The following is a 24,372-nucleotide window of genomic DNA, read 5'->3' on the forward strand; positions in this document are numbered from 1 at the left end:
ATTGCCCAGCAAGAGGGCGCCGAGCTGCTTACTGGCGGTGCTGCCGAGCGACTCGAGGGGGATTTGTCGAGCGGCTATTACATCCAGCCGACCCTGCTCAAGGGCCACAACAAAATGCGTGTGTTCCAGGAAGAGATCTTCGGCCCGGTAGTGGGCGTGACCACCTTCAAGGACGAAGCCGAAGCCCTGGCGATCGCCAACGACACCGAGTTCGGCCTCGGTGCCGGCCTGTGGACCCGCGACATCAACCGCGCCTACCGCATGGGCCGGGCGATCAAGGCCGGTCGCGTGTGGACCAACTGCTACCACCTGTACCCGGCGCACGCCGCGTTCGGTGGCTACAAGAAGTCCGGTGTCGGCCGTGAAACCCACAAGATGATGCTCGATCACTATCAGCAGACCAAGAACCTGCTGGTGAGCTACGACATCAATCCGTTGGGGTTCTTCTAACCCCCGACATCGAGTGAGTGAACACTGTGGCGAGGGAGCTTGCTCCCGCTGGGCCGCGCAGCGGCCCCAAAAGTAATCATCAAGCACTCAAATGCAGTGCCTTGAAGAAGGGGCGCTTCGCGCCCCAGCGGGAGCAAGCTCCCTCGCCACAGGTGCCCGCTCTGCAGTAGTACCAACGCACTCCCTCCACCGCTTCGAAAGTAGCATTCGAGCCTTGGGCGGGGTATGCATTAATGAATTGCCGGAATCGCCCGGTACAAGAAGAGGAAAGACCCATGTGGACTAAACCCGCGTTTACCGACCTGCGTATTGGCTTTGAAGTGACGATGTACTTCGCCAACCGATGAGTGCCGGCCCGGCCTGACGCGTTCAGGCCGGGCTACCCATTGGTCTGATTGCAATCGCGGTGGGATGCTTTAGGCTCAAGGTATCCCAAGACAATAACAACAGGCTTACCGATGAGCCACGTACCTGAAAAGATGAGCCTCAGCCCGCTGCGCAAGTTCGTTTCCCCTGAAATCATGTTCGGTGCCGGTTGTCGGCACAATGTCGGCAATTACGCCAAGACGTTCGGTGCACGCAAGGTGCTGATCGTCACCGATCCCGGGGTCATCGCCGCCGGTTGGGTGGCTGACGTCGAAGCCAGTCTCCAGGCCCAAGGCATCGACTACTGCATCTACAGCGCGGTTTCGCCCAATCCGCGGGTCGAGGAAGTGATGCTCGGTGCCGACCTTTACCGGGAAAACCATTGCGATGTCATCGTCGCGGTGGGCGGTGGCAGCCCGATGGATTGCGGCAAAGGCATCGGCATTGTCGTTGCCCACGGCCGCAACATCCTCGAGTTCGAAGGCGTCGATACCCTGCACGTGCCCAGCCCGCCACTGATCCTGATCCCCACTACGGCGGGGACGTCGGCGGACGTGTCGCAGTTCGTGATCATCTCCAACCAGCAAGAACGCATGAAATTCTCCATCGTCAGCAAGGCGGCGGTGCCGGACGTATCGTTGATCGACCCGGAAACCACCCTGAGCATGGACCCATTCCTGTCCGCCTGTACCGGCATCGACGCCCTGGTGCATGCCATCGAGGCCTTCGTATCCACCGGTCACGGGCCGTTGACCGACCCCCATGCCCTGGAAGCCATGCGCCTGATCAATGGCAACCTGGTGCAGATGATCGCCAACCCGGCGGACATCGCCCTGCGGGAAAAAATCATGCTGGGCAGCATGCAGGCCGGGCTGGCGTTTTCCAACGCAATCCTCGGCGCGGTGCACGCGATGTCCCACAGCCTGGGCGGTTTCCTCGATTTGCCCCATGGTTTGTGCAACGCGGTACTGGTGGAGCACGTGGTGGCGTTCAACTACAACTCGGCGCCGGAGCGTTTCAAGGTGATTGCCGAGACGCTGGGCATCGACTGCCGGGGGCTCAACCACCGGCAGATCCGCACTCGGCTGGTGGAACACCTGATTGCCCTCAAGCACACCATCGGTTTCCACGAGACGCTGGGCCTGCATGGCGTGAGCACCTCGGACATTCCGTTCTTGTCGCAGCATGCGATGCACGACCCGTGCATCCTCACCAACCCTCGGGAGTCGAGCCAGCGGGATGTCGAGGTCGTCTATGGCGAAGCCCTCTGACGAGCAGCAAAAAGCCCTGGCCGGGCTGTTGGGGCTGGGCAATCACTCAACGCGCAAGAGTCACTACCCGGAACTGGCGGCGCGCCTCGATGAACTGGAGCAGGCCCGGCAACACCTGCAACAGCTCAATGATCAACTGGAACAGCGGGTGGCCGAGCGCACCGACGCGTTGTTGGAGGCCAACCACAACCTGCAGCAGCAGATTGTCCAGCGCGAACTGATCGAGCAACAGTTGCGCGATGCCCGGGACGCCGCCCAGGCCGCCAACCGCAGCAAGGACAAATACCTGGCCGCTGCCAGCCATGACCTGTTGCAGCCACTCAACGCGGCCCGCCTGCTGATCGCCACGTTGCGTGAGCGCCAGTTGCCTACCGCCGAGCATGTGCTGGTGGAACGGACTCATCAGGCGCTCGAAGGGGCCGAAGACCTGCTCACCGACCTGCTGGACATTTCCCGGCTGGACCAGGCCGCCGTCAAGCCCGACCTGGCGCCGTATCGGCTGGATGAGTTGTTGGGGCCGCTGGTTTCCGAATTTCAATCGGTGGCCGGCGCCGCGGGGTTGGAATTGCGGGTGCGGTTTGGCGATGAAGCCGTGCTGACCGACCTGCGATTGATCAGCCGTATCCTGCGCAACCTGCTGAGCAATGCCTGCCGCTACACCACTCAGGGCGGTATTCTCCTGGCGGCCCGGCGCCGGGGAGGGCGCTTGAGCATCGAGGTCTGGGACACGGGGCGGGGCATCGCTGCCGATTGCCTGGAGTCGATTTTCCTCGAATTCAACCAACTCGATGTCGGCCGGGCGGCGGATCGCAAAGGCGTGGGCCTGGGATTGGCGATTGTCGAACGTATCGCCCACATCCTCGGTTACCGGGTCAAGGTGCGTTCTCGGCCGGGACGGGGCTCGGTGTTCAGTATCGAGGTGCCGCTGTCCAGCGAAAAACCCCTGCCAGTTTCCCAGGTTCCGGTACAGGCGGTCGCGGGCAACCCGCTACCGGGGCGGCGTTTGTTGGTGATCGACAATGAGTTGAGCATCTTGCAAAGCATGGCGGCGTTGTTGGGGCAGTGGGGCTGCGAAGTCTTGACCGCCACCGACGAAGCGGGCGCCCTGGATGTGCTGCAAGGCCGTGTGCCGGAGCTGATCCTGGCGGATTTTCACTTGGATCACGGGGTCGTGGGCTGTGAAGTGGTCAAGCACCTGCGCGAGCATTTCCACCAGGCGATCCCTGCGGTGATCATCACCGCCGACCGCAGCGACCAGTGCCGCCGCGCCTTGCGCAAACTGGGCGCGCCGCTGCTCAACAAACCGCTCAAGCCTGGCAAGTTGCGGGCGGTGTTGAGTCAGATGCTCGGGTAGGGGACCCGAGGCAGGCCTCACCTGGTGAGGTCCCCGAAACCGTCTCCACCACAATCCCCAGTGGCAGCGAGCCTGCGCGCGATAACAATTCAGTGTTATGTTATCCGTTTCCGTTTGGCAGGAATTCTCATTCCCTGCCTTGCACGGATCAACGACCTCCATCCGAGTAAAGCCATGAGCCTACCTTCAAGCATGACGAGCCCGTCCGGCGTCATCGCGCCTTTATTTGCAATAAGCGCCACCAAAACCCATGTGCGCATGCTCGCCATCGATGCCTTGCGAGGTTTCGTCATGCTGCTGATGCTGGTGGATCATGTTCGCGAGACATTCCTGCTGCACCGTCAGGTCACCGACCCCATCGATGCGCTGAGCGTGACCCCGGACCTGTATTTCACCCGCCTGCTCAGTACGCTCTGTGCCCCGGTCTTCATCTTCCTCACCGGTTTGTCGGCCTGGCTCTACAGCCAGAAACACACCGCCGGCCAGACCTCGTTGTTCCTGCTCAAGCGTGGCCTGTTCCTGGTTTTCCTGGAACTGACTTTCGTGTGTTTCGCCTGGAACGCCGAGTTCCCGCCCAAGACACTGTGGTTGCAAGTGATCTGGTGCATTGGCATTTGCATGATTGTCCTGGCTGCGTTGTTGCACCTCAAGCGCAGTTGGCTGATCCTCCTCGGCGTTGCCATCGTTGCTGGACACAATCTGTTGGACGGTGTGGTGCCAGGGCCTGACTCGCCGTTTTTCGTGCCGTGGTCGATTCTTCATCAACGGGCATTCATCGATATCACCGAGTTCACCCGGGCCCGTACCACGTATCCGGTGCTGCCGTGGATCGGCGTGATCCTGCTGGGCTGGGTCATCGGGCCGTGGTTTGGCAAGGATGTTGAACCCGCCGTGCGCCTGCGACGGTTGTTCAAGATGGGGCTGGGTCTGCTGCTGGCTTTTGTGCTTATCCGTTACCTGAACGTGTACGGCGACAAACCTTGGCTCCAGACCGGCGACGCGCTACGCACCTTCATGAGCTTCATGAGCGCGACGAAGTATCCGCCGTCGCTGATGTTCCTGATGCCGACCCTGGGAATAGGGCTGATGTTGCTGGCACTCTTTGAAAAAGCCCAGGATCGGGGAGCCATCGCGCTGTTGGCGATCTATGGCGGCGCACCGATGTTTTTCTACCTGCTGCACCTTTACGTGCTCAAGGCCCTGTACCTGACCGCCGTTGCCATCTGGGGCACCAACCAGGGTACCTATTTCGGATTCGATGATTTACCCATGGTGTGGTTGTGGAGTGTGTTGCTGGGTGTCGTGCTGTTTTTTCCGACACGTTGGTTTGCCGGGCTCAAGCAACGGCGGCGTGATATCGCGATCCTCAAGTATCTCTGACCCGCGGGGGCTCTGGTCGCGCGAACGGTGGCGATCAGGGCCATTAAAATGCCGTCATTTGGTCGGCGTTTTTGTCAGGAATGTAAAAAGACGTTTCGGTCTGTTTATTTCCTTATGTAAACTCCCCCCCGCTGCGACAATCGGACACGGCCGCGCCATGCCCGATGAACACCGTTCGCAGCGTCCCTCACCCCAGCTGAAGCCAAGACCTACAAGAAGTCAGCGCCGGAGAGATATAAACGAGAGGCCGACGTATTGCTCGGCCCTGTAGGTCCATCCTCCGGTCCTTCTCGATAGCCGCCCTGCTGGCGTTACCGGCCATGGACGTGGGCTATCCGTGATCAGGACAGGTGGACGGAATGGCGTTCATCCTAGGGATACACACATGTTGAAGAAAACACACACGGCGCTACTGGGCCTGGCGATGGCGATGGGTCTTGCGACCACGCATGCCGCCGAGCCAAAAAAAGTGGATGTCTTGCTCATTGGTGGGGGCATCATGAGCTCGACACTCGGCGTCTGGCTCAATGAGCTGGAGCCGGGCTGGACCATGGAAATGGTCGAGCGCCTGGACGGTGTTGCCGAAGAGAGCTCCAACGGCTGGAACAATGCCGGTACCGGTCACTCTGCGCTGGCCGAGCTGAACTACACGCCGGAAGACAAGAACGGCAAGGTCGATATCTCCAAGGCCATCGAAATCAACGAAGCCTTCCAGATCTCCCGTCAGTTCTGGTCCTGGCAGGTCAAGAACGGCGTGTTGAAGAACCCGCGTTCGTTCATTAACTCCACGCCGCACATGAGCTTTTTGTGGGGCGACGAGAACATCGCGTTCCTGAAGAAGCGCTACGAAGCCCTCCAGGCCAGCCCGTTGTTCGCCGGCATGCAGTATTCCGAAGATCGCGAGCAGATCAGCAAGTGGGTGCCGCTGATGATGCAAGGGCGTGACCCGAGCCAGAAAGTCGCGGCCACTTGGAGTCCACTGGGCACCGACGTGAACTTCGGCGAAATCACGCGTCAATTCGCGGCTTACCTGCAAACCAAGCCGAACTTCTCCCTCAAGCTGTCCAGCGAAGTGGAAGAGATCACCCGCAACGAAGACGGTACCTGGCGCGTTTCGTACAAGAACCTGAAAGACGGTACCGAAACCGAGACCGACGCCAAGTTCGTGTTCATCGGCGCCGGCGGTGGTGCCTTGCACCTGCTGCAGAAGTCCGACATCCCGGAAGCGCGTGAATACGCGGGTTTCCCGGTGGGTGGTTCGTTCCTGGTCACCGAAAACCCGACCGTCGCCCAGCTGCACCTGGCCAAGGCCTACGGCAAGGCTTCGGTGGGCGCACCGCCGATGTCGGTTCCGCACCTGGATACCCGTGTGCTCGATGGCAAGCGCGTGATCCTGTTTGGCCCGTTCGCAACCTTCTCCACCAAGTTCCTGAAGAACGGTTCGTACTTCGACCTGCTGACCAGCACCACCACCCACAACGTGTGGCCGATGACCAAGGTCGGTATCGAACAGTACCCACTGGTCGAGTACCTGGCCGGTCAACTGATGCTGTCGGATGAAGATCGCTTCAACGCCCTGAAAGAGTACTTCCCGGAGGCCAAGCAGGAAGACTGGCGCCTGTGGCAGGCTGGTCAGCGCGTGCAGATCATCAAGCGTGACGAAGAGAAGGGCGGTGTACTGAAACTCGGTACCGAAGTGGTCGCGTCCCAGGACGGCAGCATCGCCGGCCTGCTGGGTGCCTCGCCAGGCGCCTCGACCGCCGCACCGATCATGCTGACCGTGCTTGAGAAGGTCTTCAAGGACAAGGTCGCCAGCCCGGCCTGGCAGGAAAAACTGCACCAGATCGTGCCAAGCTACGGCACCAAGCTCAACGATAACCCTGAGCGTGTCGCCCAGGAATGGGCCTACACCAGCGAGGTCCTGCAACTGGATCCTCCGCCGGCGATCGGCAAGCCAGGCGCCACCGCGGCACCGGCCAAGCCGGCCGCTGCCCGTGAAGCCAACCCAGCGGCTGACATGGCGCTGTAAACCGGACGCCGTCTGGTGAGGTACAAAAACGCCGCTCATTGAGCGGCGTTTTTTTTGGGCTCGGTTAACCCTGTGGGAGCGAGCCTGCTCGCGATGGCGATGGCCCGGCCACCGCGCTATTGAGTGCCAAACATCGCCGTCCAATAGATCCCGGCATCGCTTTTCGGGTCGCTCGCGTACCCGGCGCCCAATTCGCGGAACTGCGGGTTCATCAGGTTGGCGCAGTGCCCCGGGCTGGCCAGCCAGCCGTCCACCACCTTGAGCGCGGTGTCCTGTCCGGCGGCGATGTTCTCGCCGATCAACTGGCCCAGATAGCCGGCCAGTTCGGCGCGGTCGCCCGGCATGCGGTTGTCGCGGTCCTTGTGGTCGAAGAAATTGTTGTTGGCCATGGCCCGGGTGTGGGTCACGGCGGCCAGGGCCAAGGTGGCGTTCCAGGCCAGCGGCGTGGTGGCGGCGAAGGTTTCGGTGCCACAGCGACGCGGCTGGGTGCGGGCACTGTTGATCAGTTTCAGCAGCTTCTGGCCCTCGGCTTGCCAATCACCCAGGCGCGCCGACAACAGTGGGCGCGCCAGCACGATGCGCCATTCGCGGTCCAGGCGGCTGACGCCGATGTCGATGAACTGCGGGTCGAGTACTACCTGGCAGAAGCTTTCCTGGACGGCTTTCATGGCTGATTGCGCGTCGCGCGGCCCGGACAGGCTGATGGCCTGCACGTTGACCATGGGATAGGCCGCCCGCGCCAGCGCCTGCTGCAGGTCGCCGATGCCATTGGCCGACAGGATCAGCCGGGAATCCATCGCCAGCGGTGGCAACTCCAGCGAGGCCTGGCCGGCACAGCTTTGGGACTGGCTGCGGTAAAGGTTGATGGATTCGACCAGTTGCGTCTCTTCGGTGGCCGTGGCACCGGTGGCGAACACCAGGCCCAGCGATAGCACGACAAGACCCATGACGGATGAAATGGCACGCATGTAAATCTCCCTTGAGCGGACGGCGCCTATGATGCGCAATTTTTGCCCCGCTGGGGCAACGGTATTCACGCTCTTTTGAAATCCCTTGGAACGGCACCGTTGGGTAGCGTTCGGGATGATCCTCAAAGAGTGGGATCAACTTTCAGGCGAATAAGTCCATTTCCGTCGTTTCAAGGCCATAAAATCGCAGATTATCAGCTCATCCAGTTCCCGCCATCGACGTTATAGGTCTGCGCGACCACGTATTCGCTCTCCGCCGAGGCGAGGAAAATCGCCATCCCGGTGAGGTCCTCGGCCGTGCCCATCCGGCCATAGGGCACCTGTTGCCCTACCTGGCGCTTCTTTTCCCCCAACGGCAGGTTTTCGTGGCGGGCGAACAGCGCATCCACGCCATCCCAATGCTCGCCATCCACTACGCCGGGGGCGATGGCGTTGACGTTGATCCGATGCTTGATCAGATCCAGCCCGGCGGACTGGGTCAGGCTGATCACCGCTGCCTTGGTGGCGCAATAGACACCGACCAGCGCTTCGCCACGCCGACCGGCCTGGCTGGCCATGTTGATGATCCGGCCGCCATGGCCCTGGCGGATCATCTGCCGCGCCGCCGCTTGCAGGGTGAACAGCGTGCCGGCGACATTGATGGAAAACAGCCGCTCGTAGCTCTGGCGGGTGATTTCCACGATGGGCGCCAGGTCGAACAGCGCGGCGTTGTTGATCAGGATATCCAGCTTGCCCACCCGGGCCACCACGGCGTCGATGGCCTGGTCGATCGACGCCTGGTCCGTCACATCCATTTTGACCGCGTAGGCGCTATCGCCCAGTTCGGCGGCGGTGGCCTGGGCTCGCTCCAGGTCGATATCGGCGATCGCCACTGTGGCGCCTTCGTTGATGTAGGCCTGGGCGAATGTCCTGCCGATACCGCGGGCGGCGCCGGTCACCAGGGCACTTTTTCCTTCCAGTCGTTTCATGGGTTGTCCTGTCTTCAGTCTAGGTGGTAGGCGGCGCACACAGCCGTGTGGCGAGGGAGCTTGCTCCCGCTCGAGTGCGTAGCACTCGCCGATGTGGGGCCGCTGCGCGACCCAGCGGGAGCAAGCTCCCTCGCCACAAAAAGGCCGGGGCCAATCGTTATAGCTTTGGATACCCAGCCCGCTTCATTTCCCGCTCGGTGCTCGATTGTGCCGAGGCCAGCGCCTGTTCCACCGTGACCTGTCCGGTGAGGGCGACGGTAAACAGCTGGCCGACGGAGGTGCCGATGGCTTGGAGCTCTGGAATCGTCACGTACTGGATGCCCACGTACGGCACCGGTTCGGCGCCAATGGCAAGCCGATTACAGCAGCGCCCGTGGAGGCCGACAAACGCAGGGAGGATCGTGCGTTGATACTTTTTTAACGCCCTTGAGTGCGACAGGTGCGGGTTAAAAAAGTATCAGTGACCGGTCAGGCCGAGGCTGGCGAAGCGCTGCGCACTCGGCGTAAGGTGCCCGCTATAACGATAAAAGAGGCGCGACATGCCTGATCCCCGAACGCCCCTGTTCGAGCAGCGACCAGCCGAACTGGAAGTCATCCTGCCTGAGCCCGAACACAGTTTTCGCTGGTACGAGCATGATTACCCGTACCCGATGGCGCGCTGGAACCATCACCCCGAATTTGAAATCCACCTGATCCGCCAGGGCAGCGGCAAGCTGTTGGCGGGCGACTACATCGGTCCGTTTGGCCCTGGCCACGTGGCGATGATTGGCCCGGACTTGCCCCACGATTGGATGGGCGACCTGGCGTCGGGCGAGCACCTGCCCGGGCGCGACGTGGTCTTGCAGTTCGACGGTGCCACGCTGCTGACCTTGCGCCGAACCCTGCCCGAACTGGGCGATCTGCAGGGCCTGTTCGAACGCGCCCGCCGCGGCCTGGCCTTCGGCGGCAACACCGCGCGGCAGGCTGCGCACCTGCTGGAAGCCATCGGGCCGGCCCAGGGACTGGCGCGGTTGGCGCTGTTCCTGGAACTGCTTCACACCCTCAACCAAGCCCCTGGCGACGAAGCCTTGAGCCTGGCGAGCCCTTGCTATGCGCCGACCCTCGATGCGCGCAGCTCCGAGCGCATCCACAAAGCCTTCGAATACTTGCAGGCCGAACTCACCGGCGACCTGCGCCTGTCGGTGATCGCCCGCCAATTGGACATGAGCGAGCCAGGCTTCTCGAGGTTCTTCAAGCGCATCACCGGGCACGGTTTCATTGACTTGATGCGCAAGCTGCGGGTCCAGCGTGCCTGTCGCTTGCTGTTGCAGAGTGAAATGCCCGTGACCGATATCTGTTTTGAAGTGGGCTACAACAACTTGTCCAACTTCAACCGGCATTTTCGGATAGAAATGAACCAGACCCCCAGCGAGTACCGGCGGGGCGCTTTTGCCCCTGCTTGACGGAGCCTGCCATGTTGACCGTCGTTGAGCAGCCAGTGTGGGAGCCGAGCTTGCTCCCGCAGGTAATGTTGTTCACTCAAGGCCGGCGATATACCCGTGGCGAGGGAGCTTGCTCCCGCTGGGGCGCGAAGCGGCCCCAAGACCTGCCTTCGCAGCATCTCCCAGGTTCGGTGTTCAGTCCGGTACACCTTTTTGATGCTTCTTCAACCGATACGCGAACTGTGCCCGGCTCAGCCCCAATGAGCGTGCGGCCGCTGCCAGGTTGCCGCTGCTCAGTTGCAGGGCTTCGTTGATCAGCCGTGACTCCAGCCCGTCAATGGAGAAGTCCGAGTCCAGTTGGCTGAGGGACTGGAGCAACGCCGGTTTTTCCGCGGGGTCGTTGGCGGCCATGCCCATTGGCGAGAGACCGCCGTGCAGGTCCACGGAATACGCATCCACCGGCAGTTGCTCATTGCGAAACAGATGGACCAGGTCAATCGCCTGGCCTTCTTCGCTGGCGATCAGGCCGCGCTCGATGAGGTTCTGCAATTCGCGCACGTTGCCCGGGAAGTCATAGCGCAGCAGGACCTTCAAGGCGCGCATGGTCAGGCCCATCGGGGTGCGGCCGTATTCCTGGCAAAAGCGCTTGAGGAAGGCATTGATCAGCAGCGGTATGTCATCGCGACGCTCGCGCAAGGGCGGCAAGGCGATGGGGTAGACGTTGAGCCGATAGAACAGGTCTTCACGGAACGCGCCGTCCGCCACGGCCTTGCGCAGGTCGATGTTGGTGGCCGCCACGACCCGTACATCGACCTTGATGCCGTGGCCACCACCGATCCGTTCGATTTCCCGCTCCTGCAAGGCGCGCAGCAACTTGCTTTGCCCGGCCAGGCTCAGGCAGGTGATCTCATCCAGGAACAACGTGCCGCCATGGGCTCGCTCGAAACGACCGGGACGTGAATGGGTGGCCCCGGTATAGGCACCGCGTTCGACGCCAAACAGTTCGGCTTCGATCAGGTTGTCGGGGATAGCCGCGCAGTTGAGGGCGATGAACGGACCATCGCGTCGGCGACTCAGTTGGTGCAGTTGGCGGGCGAACATCTCCTTGCCGACGCCGGATTCTCCGCTGACCAGCACGGTGGCGGGGGTCAAGGCCACCCGCTGCAAGGCTTGGGTCGCGGCGTTGAAGGCGGCGCTGGCACCGATCAGCGGCTGTTCGCTGTCCGGCAGCGGGGCGGTGCCGGCAACGCTGTCGGACTGGCTGTCGGTGCGCGCGACGACCGCTGGCGGTGAGGCGTTGAGGTAATTGAGGTCCTGCTCGACATCGCCCCATTGCTCGGCGGTCTTGCCGACGACTCGGCAGCGTTCGTGTCCCATGCCTCGGCATTCCACTTCGCGGAAGATCACCAGTTGCCCGAACAACCCGCTGACGAAACCGATGGCATAGCCCAGTTCGGTCCAGCACACCGGATCCTGCCCGGTGCCATAGGCGGCGACATGCTCGTCGGCCTCACAGGAGTGGTGCCAGAGAAATTCCCCTTCATAGAACCCGGAGTCGGCATCGAACTTGAAATGCAGCGGCTCGACCTTGGTCATGCCTTCAAGGGTGTGCAGATGCGTGCCGGCGCGAAATACCGCCGCGGCATCGGCGTGGGGCCAGCGTTCGCGAATCAGCCGGGCGTCCCGGGCGCCGGAGGAATAGCCGGTGCGGGTGAGCATCCCACGGGCCTGTTCCAGCCCCTGGCGTTCGATGATTTCCCGGCGCAACGCACCGAAGGATGAACTGTGCAGCAGCAACATGCGTTGGTCGTTGAGCCAGATACGGCCATCGTCGGGGGAGAAAAACAGACATGCGGTGAGTTCTGCCGTCGTGGGCGAGCTGTTGTCGGTCAGCTCGTTGCTGTCACCCCGTGGACGGAAGTGCTCGGTGGCGATCCGGTGATCCGGCAATTGGCAGTGGGGATTATTCATTGTTATGCCCCTGATGGCGGGTGATCGAAATGATCATCTGGCGAGATAGTTATTAAGCATAACTTTATCAAATGAACAAGTGGCAGCTGGCCAACGGCCACGTCGGCAGATGCGTCATCAGGCTTTCACTCGATGCAGAGCATTGATCCAGAGCCCTGCGCCAGGTTTATCAACGTCCGCAGGCGAAACCGGCACAGCGCTTGCTCAAGCACTTGCACGGCGTGCGTCGATACCTTCCAGGTGCGGCAAACGATGACAACAACAAAGAGCCGGGAGTGTTAAATGTCTGCATCCAAAAGCCACCTGTTGTCCCAGGTGATCGAGTCGGAATGTGTCTTCAACGGTGACTGGGTGCCTGCGTCGGGGCCGCTGCAATCGATCATTGAACCGGCCACCGGTGAGCGCTTGATGCGCTGTGCCACGGCCGACTCCGCCGACATTGCCAAGGCCAGCCGCGACGCAGCCCTGGCGCAGCCGGGTTGGGCGGCGCTGGGCCCGCGGCAGCGCGCGGCGATCTTTCGCAAGGCCGCCGAGGTGGCCGAGCATTCCTTCAACGAACTGGCACTGTACGTGGCTCGGGAGTCCGGCGCCGCGCTGTTCAAGGGTCAACACGAAGTGCGCGAAGCCATCGTGCTGTTGCATCAGGCCGCCGGCCTGCTATCCCAGGCCCATGGGGTGGTCCTGCCCAGCGAGGCGGGGCGCCTGTCCTATGCGCGGCGTCAGCCCCATGGTGTGGTCGGCGTGATTTCGCCCTTCAACTTTCCCCTGGTGCTGTCCATGCGCTCCGTTGCGCCAGCCCTGGCGGCGGGCAATGCGGTGGTGCTCAAGCCGGATCCGCAGACCCCGGTGAGCGGCGGTTTTCTCATCGCTCGTTTGTTCGAGGTGGCAGGGCTGCCCAAGGGCCTGTTGCAAGTGTTGCCCGGCGCGGCGGATGCCGGTGAGGCACTGTGCCGTGACCCTAACGTGCGCATGATCGCCTTTACCGGTTCCACGGGTGCCGGTCGCAAAGTCGCTGAAGTCGCCGGGCGCAACCTGAAAAAGGTCGCGCTGGAGTTGGGTGGCAAGAACCCGCTGATCATTCTTGAAGACGCCGACCTCGACCTCGCCGCCCGCAATGCGGCCTGGGGCGCCTGGCTGCATCAAGGGCAGATTTGCATGGCCACCGGGTTGATCCTCGCCCATGAATCCATCGCCGAAGAACTGACCCGCAAACTGGTGGAAAAGGCCCGGGCCTTGACGGTAGGCAACGCCGCCCAGGGCGAAGCCGCGTTGGGGCCGCTGATCAATCAGCGCCAACTGAAACGGGTGCACGACATCGTCAGCGACTCCGTGCGCGCCGGCGCCCGGCTGGAGGCAGGCGGCGAGCACGATCGACTGTTCTACCAGGCCACCGTGCTCAGCGGCGTGAAACCGGGCATGCGTGCCTTCGACGAGGAGATCTTCGGCCCCGTGGCAACGGTGGTCAGCTTCGCCACCGATGATGAAGCCGTCGAGTTGGCCAATCGCACCGAGTACGGTTTGGCGGCGGCGATTATTTCGTCGTCGGTGGGCCGGGCCATGGCCATCGGTGAGCGGTTGCAGTGCGGCATGTTGCACATCAATGACCAGACCGTCGCCGACGAGTGCATCAACCCGTTCGGCGGGCGCGGCGCCTCGGGCAATGGCGGCAGCGTCGGCGGCCCGGCGGACTGGGACGAATACACCCAATGGCAGTGGGTGACGGTCAAGGACAAGGCGCCGGTCTACCCCTTCTGATAGACAGGTTTACAGGGCCCGATGAGCTGAGGGCCCTGCGAGTACACAAAAATAATAAGAGGACTCAACATGAAACTCGACAACAAGATTGTGCTGGTCACCGGTGTCTCGTCAGGCATTGGTGCTGCCACGGCAAGCCTGCTGCGCACTCATGGCGCCCACGTGATTGGCGTCGACCTCAAGGCGCCGCACATGACCCTGGACGGTTTTGTGCAAGGCGATTTGAGTAGCGCCGAAAACATCGAACGGTTGCTGCCGCAGCTACCCGCACGGCTCGACAGCCTGTGCAACATCGCCGGGGTGCCGGGCACCGCAAACCCGCAACTGCTGGCGCGGGTCAACTACCTTGGGTTGCGCCACTTGAGCCGTGCGCTGCTGCCGCGCATCAACGCTGGCGGCAGCATCGTCAATATCGCCTCGATCCTCGGCGCCGAATGGCCGTTGCGCCTGGAACAGCACAAGGCGCTGGCGCGCATCGAGGATTTTACCGCCGCGCAAGCCTGGCTGGCCGACCACCGGGTGCCGGACCAGACCTGCTACCAGTACTTCAAGGAAGCCTTGATCGTCTGGACCTACCTGCAGGCCCAACCCTGGTTTCTTGAGCATTCGGTGCGCATGAACAGTGTTGCGCCAGGCCCAGTGTTCACGCCGATCCTCGACGACTTCGTGAGCATGCTCGGCGAGGCCCGGACCCAGGCCGATGCCCATCGCATGAAACGTCCTGCTTACGCCGATGAGGTGGCGGCGGTGATCGCTTTCCTGTGTGCCGACGAGTCGCGCTGGATCAACGGCGTCAACCTGCCGGTCGATGGTGGATTGGCCTCCACCTACATCTGAATGCGCATCCGTAGAACGGTGCAAGCCGCTACCCGAGCGTGTTGGCTGCAAAGCCATGCCCAAAAATAACAATAATGAGAAGCGTCCATGGATAACCTCAAAGATTGCTTTGGTTTCAAGCATTGCGCCCTGTTCCTGGCGTTATGCAGCACCGGTGTGATGGTCGAAAGGGTCCAGGCCATGCAAATGGACCTGGGTGACTCCGACTGGAAACTGCGCTGGGACAACACCATCAAGTACAGCCAGGCCTGGCGCCTGCGGGGGCAGGACAGCCGCCTGACCAACGCCTCGACCGCCAACGGTCTGTACCCTTCGATCCAGAGCCAGGGCGACAAGAATTTCAGTCGCGGCCTTGTCTCCAATCGCCTGGACCTGTTTTCCGAAATGGACCTGAGCCGGCAAAACTATGGTCTGCGCGTGAGCGGCGCAGCCTGGTACGACGATATCTACAACAAGGACACCGACAGCAGCGAGCAGCCCCACTTCCTCAGCGAAACCCGCAAGCTCCACGGCCGTGATGCGGAAATTCTCGACGCCTTCGTGTTCCTGCGCGGTGACCTTGGCGAAGACTCCCAGGGCGTGGTGCGCGTGGGCCGGCACAGTCTCATCTACGGTGAAAGCCTGTTCTACGGCGGCAACGGCATCGCCAATGCCCAGGGGCCGAGCGATGTGGTCAAGTTGCTCAGCGTGCCGGGGACCCAGTTCAAGGAGATCCTGCGGCCGGTCAATCAGATTTCCGGGCAGTTGCAGATCAACCCGCAGTTGTCGGTGGGGGCTTACTATCAGTTCGAGTGGGAGCGCTCCAACGTTCCCGGTGCCGGCAGCTACCTGAGCGATGTCGATGCCATTGGCTACGGTAGTGGTCCGTTGCGCGAAGTGTTTGGCAACGACACCGTCAATGCCGGTGACTTGAAGCCGCGCAATTCGGGGCAGGGCGGTATGCAGATCCGCTACAAGCCTGATGGGACCGAACTGGAGCTGGGTTTCTACGCCGCGCAGTACCACGACAAAGCCCCGAGTGGCCTGTACGCCTACCTCGACGGGCCCGCCTCGGCGGCCACTGGCTTGCCGATCCTGGGTTCCTATCGCCAGGTCTACGCCGAAGACATCAAGACCGCCGGCGTCAGTTTCTCCACCGCCCACGGGCCGTTCAACTTCGCCGGTGAAACCTCCGTGCGCTGGAACGCGCCGCTGGTCAGCAATCTGCAAGTGGTCGCGCCAGGCCTGGACGTCGATGGCGGTAACGATGAGCTGTTTGCCCGAGGCAAGACCGCCCACGCCAACCTGTCGGCGATTTACCTGTTGTCGCCCACCTCGTTCTGGGACGGCGGTTCCGCGCTGGCCGAACTGGCCTGGAACCGTACCTTGAGCGTCACCAAGAACGCGGCGGCCCTGGACTCCAATACCACCCGCGATGCCACGGCGTTGCGGGTACTGCTGGAGCCGGCGTACTTCCAGGTGATCGACGGCATCGACCTGACCGTGCCGATTGGCATGGGCGTGGTACTCGATGGGCGTTCGTCGGCCGTCAGCAAGGCAGGCTTCGGCAACACCCACTCCGGTGACTGGAGCGTCGGGGTCAAGGCAACCTACCTGCAGCGTTGGGACGTTGGCCTGAACTACGTGAACTTCTTCGGCGCACCGAAAGCCGGGCTGCGCGAGGACGGCAATTTCAGTTACGGACAGTCGTTGGCCGACCGCGACTTCGTCTCGCTCTACGTGAAAACCTCATTCTAATAAGGTGGATTCGCCATGCAGAACAACACATTGCTCAACACCTGCCTCCTGACGCTGGCCCTGGCCGGCGTGAGCCTGGCCCAGGCGGCGGTGTCGCCTGAACAGGTGGCACGCTTGAAGTCTGAACTCACGCCCCTCGGCGCCGAGCGCGCCGGTAACGCCGATGGCAGTATCCCGGCCTGGGATGGTGGCTACACCAAGGTCGTGGCCGGCTACAAACCGGGCGATAAGCGTCCCGATCCGTTTGCCGGCGACAAGCCGCTGTACTCGATCAAGGCTTCGAACATGGAGCAGTACGCCGGCCAACTGGCGGAAGGTACCAAGCTTCTGCTGAAGAAATACCCGGACTACCGACTGGACGTGTACCCCACTCATCGCTCGGCGGCGGCACCACAATGGGTGTATGACAACACCGCCAAGAATGCCGGCCGCGCCACGTTGGATGTCGAGACTGAGAAAGTCAGCGGTGCCTTCGGCGGCATTCCGTTCCCGATCCCGGACAACGGCACGCAGGTGTTGTGGAATTACCGCTTGTCCTGGCAGGGGGCCGAGACCATCAGTGCGCCGTTCGATACGTGGCTGATGACCGCTGGCGGCAAGAAAGTCCAGGCCACCCGTGCCCTGTTCAGCTACCAGTTTCCCTACTATTCCGAGAACGGTAGCCCGGAACAATTCGCTGGCAAGTACCAGGTCGGCAAGTTATTGACTGAGCTGCCGTCCTCCAAGGCCGGAGAAGGCCTGATGACTCATTGGGACCTGGACCCGGGCAACCGTGCGGCCTGGCAATACCTGGTCGGCCAGCGCCGAGTGCGGCGGGCGCCGAACATCGCCTATGACACGCCGGACTTCGTCACCTCTGGCGTTGGTCTGTTCGACGAAGCGTTCATGCTGTTCGGCCCCACCGACCGCTACGACCTGAAGCTGGCGGGCAAGAAAGAACTGATCGTTCCCTACAACAATAATCGCGCCGGCCTGGTCAAGAGCGACGAGCTGGTCAAGCCGAACTTCCTCAACCCTGACCTGGTGCGTTGGGAGAAGCATCGGGTCTGGGTGGTCGAGGCCACGCTCAAATCCGGCAAGCGCCATGTGGTGCCGCGTCGGACCTATTACATCGATGAGGATTCCTGGCAGATCCTGTTGGTCGACGGCTATGACGCCCAGGGCAAGCTGGGACGGCAGATGTATTCGCTGACGCTGTTGGCACCGGACATGCCGGTGCTCACTTCACAGGTCATGTGGGGCAGCTACAACCTCGATACCGGCGCCTATTTCCTCAACTCGTCGAGCAACGACCTGACGGTCCAGTACCAGAAGATCGCCACGCCTTCGGCGTCCTTCTACACCCCGGATGCCATGGCGAACGAAAACATGCGTTGAACCCTGGAGCACCGCGGCGGGTGAGAGGCTCGTCGCGGATGCTGGCGATTTTCGAAGTGGGATAAGACATGAACGTTGAACAATGCTTTGCTAGTTTTGCCCGGCGCTGGGGAGCCTGTGTCCTGGCGTCGTGCCTGTTGGCCAATAGTGCCATCGCGGCACCGGCCACGACGTTCGCCGCGCTCCAGCAATCGGCCTTACCGACGGCCAAGGCACCGCGTGCGGTGTTGCTTGGCTTGACCCGGGCCGGGGAGCGTCTGGTGGCGGTCGGTGAGCGCGGCATTGTGTTGCTCTCGGACGATTCCGGGACGACCTGGCGCCAGGCCCGCGTGCCGGTCAGTGTCAGCCTGACGGCGGTGCAATTCGTCGATGCCGAGCAGGGTTGGGCGGTCGGTCATCTGGGCGTGGTGTTGCACACCCAGGACGGCGGGGAAACCTGGCAAAAGCAACTCGACGGTCAGCGTGCCATCGCCTTGGCGGTGCAGTTCGCTGAGCGCGATGTCAATCAACCCGACGGTACCAGCCACTTGGCGCAGGCACGGCGCATGCTCGATGACGGACCGGATAAACCGTTTCTCGACCTGTACTTCAGTGACCGCCTGCACGGCTACGTCGTGGGTGCCTACAACCAGATCTTCCGTACCGACGACGGCGGGCGAAGCTGGCAGCCGTGGATGCGGCATGTGGACAATCCCCAGGGCTTGAACCTGTATGGCATCCGCGCCGTGGGCAACGATCTGTGGTTGGTGGGTGAGCGCGGTTTGCTGTTGCGTTCGACCGACGCAGGGCAGTCATTCCAGGCCTTGAAGTCGCCGTATGAGGGCAGCTTCTTCGGTCTGCTCGGCACCCGCGACGGGGCCTTGGTGGTCTATGGCCTGCGCGGCAACGCCTGGTGGTCCGGGGATCGTGGCAGCAGTTGGCGCCGCCTTGATACCGGTATCGAATCGACACTGGCGAGTGCCCTCCAACTGCGCGACGGCGGCCTGTTGTTGGCCAGCCAGAGTGGTGAGCTTTTATTCAGCCATGACCAGGGGCGAAGCTTTGACAAGCGGCAGAGCCGCAGCGGCGGTACCCTCGCTGCCGTGCAGCAGGCGGTCGACGGCAGCCTGACCAGTGTCGGCTTGACCGGCGTGGCCGCTGACCAGGATCCGCGGGCCGCAGGTCAACCTTGAAACTTCACGGTGTAGCGCTATCGGGCCACGGCTCGTGCAACAGGAGTCAAACTTGAAAGACGATAAAACTCAAACCGTGATCGGCCGCCAGGAAGACTTTGACCGGGCGTCTGGCAACTTCGCTGAGCGAGCGATCTTCAACCATCGACCGCTGGTGATCCTGCTGTGCCTGCTGGTGACGCTGGTGCTCGGTTGGCAAGCCACGCGCATCGGCATCAATGCCAGCTACGAGAAGACCATTCCCACGGGGCATCCCTATGTCGCCAATTTCCTGGAGAATCGCAAGGAACTGAGCGGCCTGGGCAACTCGCTGCGCATCGCCGTGGAGGTCAGGCAGGGGAGCATTTTTACCAAGGACTACCTCGACACCCTGGCCAGGCTCAACGACGAGCTCTATCTGCTGCCGGGCGTCGACCGCCCCTACATGAAATCCTTATGGACCCCGACCACGCGCTGGACCGCCGTGACCGAAGACGGGCTCGACGGCGGCACGGTGATCCCTGACGACTACGATGGCTCGGCCACCAGCCTCGAGCAGGTGCGGACCAACGTGGCCCGTTCCGGGGAAGTCGGTCAATTGGTCGCCGGCAACTTCAAGTCCAGCGTGATTTTCGTGCCGTTGCTGGAAATCAATCCGCAGACGGGCAAGGCGCTGGACTATGGCGAGTTTTCCCGGCAACTGGAGGCGCTGCGAGACAAGTACCAGACCGATGACCTGCGGATTCATGTCACCGGCTTTACCAAGATCGTCGGCGACCTGATCGAGGGCATGACCCAGGTACTGCTGTTTTTCGTGGTGGCGGTGCTGGTGACGGTCTTGGTGCTGTTTGGCTACACCCGTTGCGTGCGAAGCACCTTGGTGGTGGTGATCTGTTCACTGGCGGCGGTGCTTTGGCAACTGGGGCTGCTGGCGCTGCTCGGTTATGAACTGGACCCTTACTCGGCCTTGGTGCCGTTCCTGGTGTTCGCCATTGGCATGAGCCATGGCGCGCAGAAGATGAACGGCATCATGCAGGACATCGGCCGTGGCACCCACCGGGTGGTTGCCGCGCGCTATACCTTCCGCCGACTGTTCGCCGCTGGCATCACCGCTTTGCTCTGCGATGCGGTGGGCTTCGCGGTGTTGCTGCTGATCAACATTCGGGTGATCCAGGACCTGGCAATCACCGCCAGCCTCGGGGTGGCGGTGCTGATTTTCACCAACCTGATCCTGCTGCCGATCCTGCTCAGCTATATCGGCGTCAGCCCGGCGGCAGCGCAACGCAGCCTGAGTGCGGAAACCACCGAGCAACAGGCGCAGATCAAGCATCCCCTGTGGCGTGTGCTTGATCTGTTCACCCAGCGGCGCTGGGCCACGGGCGCCATGTTGACTGGCTTGCTGTTGGCCGCGTCTGGTTTTGCCGTGAGCCTGCACCTGAAAATCGGCGACTTGGACCCTGGCGCTCCAGAGTTGCGTGCCGACTCGCGCTACAACCGCGATGCGTTGTTCATGACCCAGAACTATGCGGCCAGCTCGGATATTTTCGTGGTCATGATCAAGACCCCCGAGGATCAATGCACCCGTTACGCCAGCCTGTCCGCGGTAGATGCGCTGGCCTGGCAACTGGAGCAATTGCCCGGCGTGGAATCGACCACCTCGATGGCCGCGCTGAGCAAGATCGCCACGGTCGGTTACAACGAAGGCAACTTCAAATGGTATGAACTGATCCCCAATGACGGCGCACTGGGGGCCGTGCAAACCCGTGCCCCGCGAGAACTGTTCAATCAGGGCTGCTCGATGCTGTCGCTGTACGTTTACCTGGCCGATCACAAGGCTGACACCTTGAACCGGGTGGTGGAGGCCAGTGAGCAGTTTATCGCCGGGCACCAGATGCCGGAGGTCAAGTTCATGCTCGCGGCCGGCAGTGCGGGGATCGAAGCGGCGACCAATATCGTGGTGAAGAAGTCCATGCGCGAGATGCTGTTCTGGGTCTATGGCGCGGTCAGCCTGCTATGCCTGGTGACCTTCCGCAGCTGGCGCGCAACCCTGTGCGCGATGCTGCCGCTGATGCTCACCTCGATCCTGTGCGAGGCGCTGATGGTGGGGCTGGGCATGGGGGTGAAAGTCGCGACGCTGCCGGTCATTGCACTGGGCGTGGGCATCGGGGTCGATTATGCGCTCTATGTGTTGAGCGTGATCCTGGCGCGAATGCGGGCCGGTGACACCTTGGCCCAGGCGTATTACCAGGCGCTTCTGTTCACCGGCAAAGTGGTGTTGTTGACGGGCATGACTTTGGCTGTGGCGGTGTCGACCTGGGCGTTCTCGCCGATCAAGTTTCAAGCTGATATGGGGATTTTGCTGGCCTTCATGTTCTTGGTGAACATGCTCGGGGCCTTGATCTTGCTGCCGGCGTTGGCTTGGTTGCTGTTGCCGCAGAGGGTGTTTTTAAAAAAGCCTGAGTTGAGTCGGCAGGGGCGGTGGGTTAGAGGGTGATGGGGGGATATGGCACTGCGCAATACCTGCGTTAAGCCAGCGTGGTTAATGGGCCGCCGAGATCAACGCCCGCCGCGAGGTGGCCTGATAGCCGACCTGGTTCTTTGGTGATCGCGTTTCCTCTGTGGGAACGAGCTTGCTCGCGATGACGGTGGTTCAGTCACATGCATGTCGGGCTTGCCGGCCTCATCGCGAGCAAGCTCGCTCCCACAGGGTTTTGTATCGAATCTAGATGTTGTGAACACATCACCATCCCCAGAACTGCAGCCACCAGCCATAACCCACCAGGCTGCTGGCCAAGACCAGGCAGGCCATGGCTGGCCATCGTCGGATCGGTGGAGTCTGCGCCTGCTGCAGGCGTTTGCAGCCCAGCCATAAACTCCAGGCTATCGCCGCTATCAGCAATACGGCCCGAGCCGGTTGTACCCATTCCAGCAGTAGGCCTTCATAGCGCAGCAGCTTGACCGTGGTGGCCGACAAGCCGAGGAACAACCCTGCACCGCCAAGGGGCGTCAGGGTGATGGCTAAGGGCGGATATTGTGTGCTGTCACCCGAGAGGCGTGCCGCCAGGCGCATCAGCAGCATCAGCGAAGTGCCTATCAGTAGCGCACTCATGCCCAGGTACGCGACGATGCAAAAACCATCGAGCCAACTGAAACTGTCATTGAGTTGCGGATAGTGCGTCAACAGCCACCAGGGCGCGTTGTCCTGGAGTGCCCAGAGCCAATCATGACTGACCAGCCATTGGGCCAGGCTTTGCTTGAGGTCGATGAACCATGGGCTGACAGTCCACTGGAAGGCGCCCATGGCCAGGCCGATGACACCGAACAACAGCAAGCGAACATCCCAGGGCGAGAGGGTGTTAGCCGTCGAGTGCAGGATTTCCTCGCTGCTGGAGCGGGCAATCAGGCGCACCGCATCGCGCTGGCCGCTGCAGCGACCACAGGCGTGGCAATCGGCGGCGCCACGCATGCGGCGGATGTCCAGCAAGGGCGCGCAGTTGGGAGGAGGGCGACGCGGTGCGGGGTTTTCCAGCCAGCGTTGTTCGTCCACCTGAAAGTGCACCGGCGCCAAGCGAGCGAGCAGGGAAAAGACGCCGCTGACCGGGCACAGGTAACGGCACCACACCCGCTTGCCCCGGGCGAACAACAGGCCGACGATCACCGCAGCGACGGTCGAGCCGCCCAGGATCAGCAACGCCGCCTGGGCGTAGTCGTAGACGCTGATCAGTTGACCGTAGAGGGTCGTCAGGCAGAACGCCAAGGTCGGCCAGCCAGCCCAGCGCAATCCGCGCGGCACCCCTAAGCCCTTGCCGTACTGGCTGGCCCATTCGCTCAAGGCGCCTTCCGGGCACAGCACGCCACACCAGAGCCGCCCGAACAACACGATCGACAGCAACACGAACGGCCACCACAGGCCCCAGAACAGAAACTGCGCCAGCAGCGTGAGATTGTCGAACAGGCGTGCCTGGCCGCTGGGCAATGGCAGCAGGGCCGGCACCACCAGCAGCACCGCGTAGAACAGCACTACCACCCATTGCACGGCACGAATGGTTGCACCGTGGCGCCGCATGCCGTCGCCCAGGCGTTGGAGCCAGGGGTTCAGGTCGGGCATGGCAGGTTTTCCGCCTTGCGTGGCCGCAGCCAGCCCGCGACGACGCCCCAATAGCCCAGCCACACCAGCAGCGTCATCGCACTCGGGCTGGCCCGATACCCGGTGAAGTCCGCCAGGAACCCGCCGAAACCATGGCCGTCATCGAGTATCGCGCTGCTATCCCACAGCGCGTCGCCAATGGCGCGATACATCGGCTCGGGCCAATCCATCGCGAGCAGTTGCCCGCCGACGCGCTCGATACCGCTGACCAGCAACGCCGCCCCCAACAGCAGCAGGATCGCTTCGCTGATGGCAAAGAAACGCGGCCATGAGATGAATCGGCGGCTGCTGTGCAGCAACGAGACGGTCAGCAGCGACAGCACCAGCCCGGCCAGCGCGCCCACAGCGAACAAGCCCAGTTGCGGCCCTTGCAGGCGCCCACCGGCACCATACAAGAACACCACGGTTTCACTGCCTTCGCGACTGACCGCCAGCAGGGCCAGCACCAACAGGCCCAGGCCGCCCTGGCGGCTCAGGCGCTGGTCGGCGTGGCGCGCCAGGTCATGCTTGAGCGTCCTTGCGTTTCGGTGCATCCAGCCGACCATTTGCACGATCAGCAGGCTGGCGACCAGTGCCAGCGACGCTTGGAACCATTCATTGGCCGTCCCGCTCATGGCCTCGCCGGCCAGCAGGATCAGGCCGGCCAGCACGCCCGAAAGCAACAGGCCCAGCGCCGCGCCGGTCCATACATAGCGCAACAGCTGGCTGGCCTGGTGTTGCCGGCTGACCCAGGCCTGGAGAATCCCGATCACCAACAACGCCTCGACGCTTTCGCGCCATACAATGAACATCGATTGAGTCATGCAAATGTCTCCTGCAGACCAACTACTGAGCGAGAATCCCGCCCTCGGGCAGTTGCGGATTGAATTCGTCGAAAAACGGATAGTGCCCCGGGCGCAGTGGGTGGATGACCACGAAGGTCGTGACACCGGGCGAGAGCACTTTCTCGACGCGCAAAGGCGTGCTTTCGAACTCCGCCGGGCCTTGGCCGATGTTCTTGAGCACGATCTTGAAGCGTTGCCCAGCCGGTACTTCCAGTTGCGACGGCGTGAAATGCCCGTCGCGTATGCTCAGCTCGTAGGTTGGCAGTTCGGCATGGGCGATCGAGGGCAGCAGCAAACCGGCCAGCGTCAACCAGGCCAGGCGTCGATGAGGCGCGACGTGCCGTGGGCAGGATGAGTGGCGCATGC

The 24,372-nt window shown here is 62.3% G+C and carries 18 protein-coding genes and 2 pseudogenes; 13 read left to right on the forward strand and 7 right to left on the reverse strand.

All coding sequences use genetic code 11. The annotated features are described in order from the left end of the window. The 6 genes and pseudogenes from adh to mqo form a co-directional block, all read left to right on the forward strand. A pseudogene (adh, locus tag BLT00_RS21240) lies at positions 1-450 on the forward strand (aldehyde dehydrogenase); the annotation flags it as partial. A gap of 275 nt (positions 451-725) precedes the next feature. Then, positions 726-797, forward strand: a complete 72-nt coding sequence (pqqA, locus tag BLT00_RS21245) for a pyrroloquinoline quinone precursor peptide PqqA (protein ID WP_003253598.1) — start codon at positions 726-728, stop codon at positions 795-797. 132 nt (positions 798-929) lie between these two features. Further along, on the forward strand, positions 930-2,087 hold the full coding sequence (gene ercA / locus BLT00_RS21250; RefSeq protein ID WP_092142700.1) for an alcohol dehydrogenase-like regulatory protein ErcA: 1,158 nt from the start codon (positions 930-932) through the stop codon (positions 2,085-2,087). Then, positions 2,071-3,441 carry a hybrid sensor histidine kinase/response regulator gene (locus BLT00_RS21255; RefSeq protein WP_092141394.1) on the forward strand — a complete coding sequence of 457 codons (1,371 nt, stop codon included), beginning with the start codon at positions 2,071-2,073 and terminating at the stop codon, positions 3,439-3,441. The genes ercA and BLT00_RS21255 overlap by 17 nt, the downstream gene beginning before the upstream one ends. Before the next feature lie 174 nt (positions 3,442-3,615). Beyond that, positions 3,616-4,821 carry an acetyltransferase domain-containing protein gene (locus tag BLT00_RS21260; protein ID WP_092141391.1) on the forward strand — a complete coding sequence of 402 codons (1,206 nt, stop codon included), beginning with the start codon at positions 3,616-3,618 and terminating at the stop codon, positions 4,819-4,821. Positions 4,822-5,206: 385 nt separating this feature from the next. Next, on the forward strand, positions 5,207-6,850 hold the full coding sequence (gene mqo / locus BLT00_RS21265; RefSeq protein ID WP_092141388.1) for a malate dehydrogenase (quinone): 1,644 nt from the start codon (positions 5,207-5,209) through the stop codon (positions 6,848-6,850). A gap of 116 nt (positions 6,851-6,966) precedes the next feature. On the opposite strand, the gene BLT00_RS21270 is transcribed toward mqo, so the two are convergent. From BLT00_RS21270 to BLT00_RS21280, 3 genes and pseudogenes are all read right to left on the reverse strand, one after another. Next, entirely contained in the window at positions 6,967-7,818 is an 852-nt protein-coding gene (locus BLT00_RS21270) for a CAP domain-containing protein (RefSeq protein ID WP_092141385.1), read from the reverse strand. 194 nt (positions 7,819-8,012) lie between these two features. Then, the gene (locus BLT00_RS21275; RefSeq protein ID WP_092141382.1) at positions 8,013-8,786 is read right to left on the reverse strand and encodes an L-iditol 2-dehydrogenase; all 774 of its coding nucleotides are present in this window, start codon (positions 8,784-8,786) and stop codon (positions 8,013-8,015) included. Positions 8,787-8,943: 157 nt separating this feature from the next. Next, positions 8,944-9,126 (reverse strand): annotated as a pseudogene (locus tag BLT00_RS21280) (sugar ABC transporter substrate-binding protein); the annotation flags it as partial. Between the two features lie 199 nt (positions 9,127-9,325). Here BLT00_RS21280 and BLT00_RS21285 point away from each other — a divergent pair. Beyond that, entirely contained in the window at positions 9,326-10,228 is a 903-nt protein-coding gene (locus BLT00_RS21285) for an AraC family transcriptional regulator (protein ID WP_063321436.1), read from the forward strand. Between the two features lie 174 nt (positions 10,229-10,402). Here BLT00_RS21285 and BLT00_RS21290 read toward each other — a convergent pair whose 3' ends face one another. Continuing rightward, positions 10,403-12,178 (reverse strand): sigma-54-dependent Fis family transcriptional regulator, encoded by a 1,776-nt coding sequence (locus tag BLT00_RS21290; protein WP_092141379.1) that lies wholly within the window; start codon positions 12,176-12,178, stop codon positions 10,403-10,405. A 282-nt stretch (positions 12,179-12,460) separates the two neighbouring features. Here BLT00_RS21290 and BLT00_RS21295 point away from each other — a divergent pair, with 282 nt between their 5' ends. From BLT00_RS21295 to BLT00_RS21320, 6 genes are all read left to right on the forward strand, one after another. Further along, positions 12,461-13,933, forward strand: coding sequence for a benzaldehyde dehydrogenase (locus tag BLT00_RS21295; RefSeq protein WP_092141376.1), 1,473 nt, complete (start codon positions 12,461-12,463; stop codon positions 13,931-13,933). A gap of 69 nt (positions 13,934-14,002) precedes the next feature. Beyond that, complete coding sequence (locus BLT00_RS21300; RefSeq protein ID WP_069970856.1) at positions 14,003-14,770, forward strand: coniferyl-alcohol dehydrogenase; 768 nt, start codon at positions 14,003-14,005, stop codon at positions 14,768-14,770. Between the two features lie 87 nt (positions 14,771-14,857). Then, entirely contained in the window at positions 14,858-16,507 is a 1,650-nt protein-coding gene (locus BLT00_RS21305; RefSeq protein WP_092141373.1) for a DUF1302 domain-containing protein, read from the forward strand. Positions 16,508-16,522: 15 nt separating this feature from the next. Beyond that, complete coding sequence (locus tag BLT00_RS21310; RefSeq protein WP_092141370.1) at positions 16,523-17,884, forward strand: DUF1329 domain-containing protein; 1,362 nt, start codon at positions 16,523-16,525, stop codon at positions 17,882-17,884. Positions 17,885-17,952: 68 nt separating this feature from the next. Beyond that, entirely contained in the window at positions 17,953-19,056 is a 1,104-nt protein-coding gene (locus BLT00_RS21315; protein WP_092141367.1) for a WD40/YVTN/BNR-like repeat-containing protein, read from the forward strand. 52 nt (positions 19,057-19,108) lie between these two features. Then, entirely contained in the window at positions 19,109-21,529 is a 2,421-nt protein-coding gene (locus tag BLT00_RS21320; RefSeq protein WP_092141364.1) for an efflux RND transporter permease subunit, read from the forward strand. Positions 21,530-21,775: 246 nt separating this feature from the next. Here the strand turns inward: BLT00_RS21320 and BLT00_RS21325 are convergent, their stop codons facing one another. The 3 genes from BLT00_RS21325 to BLT00_RS21335 are packed head-to-tail and all read right to left on the reverse strand — an operon-like array spanning position 21,776 to position 24,370. Further along, positions 21,776-23,143: a 4Fe-4S binding protein gene (locus tag BLT00_RS21325; protein WP_092141361.1), complete on the reverse strand. Its 1,368-nt coding sequence runs from the start codon at positions 23,141-23,143 to the stop codon at positions 21,776-21,778. Further along, positions 23,131-23,985 carry an FTR1 family iron permease gene (locus BLT00_RS21330; protein ID WP_092141358.1) on the reverse strand — a complete coding sequence of 285 codons (855 nt, stop codon included), beginning with the start codon at positions 23,983-23,985 and terminating at the stop codon, positions 23,131-23,133. Before BLT00_RS21330 ends, BLT00_RS21325 begins: the two co-directional genes overlap by 13 nt. A gap of 22 nt (positions 23,986-24,007) precedes the next feature. Next, positions 24,008-24,370: a cupredoxin domain-containing protein gene (locus BLT00_RS21335; protein WP_063321428.1), complete on the reverse strand. Its 363-nt coding sequence runs from the start codon at positions 24,368-24,370 to the stop codon at positions 24,008-24,010. Positions 24,371-24,372: the final 2 nt, after the last annotated feature.

The sequence above is a fragment of the Pseudomonas sp. NFACC51 genome (assembly GCF_900103575.1).
Lineage (GTDB): Bacteria > Pseudomonadota > Gammaproteobacteria > Pseudomonadales > Pseudomonadaceae > Aquipseudomonas > Aquipseudomonas fluorescens_Q.

Coding starts and splice junctions, on each gene's coding strand:
- ercA (WP_092142700.1), top strand. CDS start 930: ATGAGCCTCAGCCCGCTGCGCAAGTTCGTTTCCCCTGAAATCATGTTC.
- BLT00_RS21255 (WP_092141394.1), top strand. CDS start 2,071: ATGGCGAAGCCCTCTGACGAGCAGCAAAAAGCCCTGGCCGGGCTGTTG.
- BLT00_RS21260 (WP_092141391.1), top strand. CDS start 3,616: ATGAGCCTACCTTCAAGCATGACGAGCCCGTCCGGCGTCATCGCGCCT.
- mqo (WP_092141388.1), top strand. CDS start 5,207: ATGTTGAAGAAAACACACACGGCGCTACTGGGCCTGGCGATGGCGATG.
- BLT00_RS21270 (WP_092141385.1), bottom strand. CDS start 7,818: ATGCGTGCCATTTCATCCGTCATGGGTCTTGTCGTGCTATCGCTGGGC.
- BLT00_RS21275 (WP_092141382.1), bottom strand. CDS start 8,786: ATGAAACGACTGGAAGGAAAAAGTGCCCTGGTGACCGGCGCCGCCCGC.
- BLT00_RS21285 (WP_063321436.1), top strand. CDS start 9,326: ATGCCTGATCCCCGAACGCCCCTGTTCGAGCAGCGACCAGCCGAACTG.
- BLT00_RS21290 (WP_092141379.1), bottom strand. CDS start 12,178: ATGAATAATCCCCACTGCCAATTGCCGGATCACCGGATCGCCACCGAG.
- BLT00_RS21295 (WP_092141376.1), top strand. CDS start 12,461: ATGTCTGCATCCAAAAGCCACCTGTTGTCCCAGGTGATCGAGTCGGAA.
- BLT00_RS21300 (WP_069970856.1), top strand. CDS start 14,003: ATGAAACTCGACAACAAGATTGTGCTGGTCACCGGTGTCTCGTCAGGC.
- BLT00_RS21305 (WP_092141373.1), top strand. CDS start 14,858: ATGGATAACCTCAAAGATTGCTTTGGTTTCAAGCATTGCGCCCTGTTC.
- BLT00_RS21310 (WP_092141370.1), top strand. CDS start 16,523: ATGCAGAACAACACATTGCTCAACACCTGCCTCCTGACGCTGGCCCTG.
- BLT00_RS21315 (WP_092141367.1), top strand. CDS start 17,953: ATGAACGTTGAACAATGCTTTGCTAGTTTTGCCCGGCGCTGGGGAGCC.
- BLT00_RS21325 (WP_092141361.1), bottom strand. CDS start 23,143: ATGCCCGACCTGAACCCCTGGCTCCAACGCCTGGGCGACGGCATGCGG.
- BLT00_RS21330 (WP_092141358.1), bottom strand. CDS start 23,985: ATGACTCAATCGATGTTCATTGTATGGCGCGAAAGCGTCGAGGCGTTG.
- BLT00_RS21335 (WP_063321428.1), bottom strand. CDS start 24,370: ATGCGCCACTCATCCTGCCCACGGCACGTCGCGCCTCATCGACGCCTG.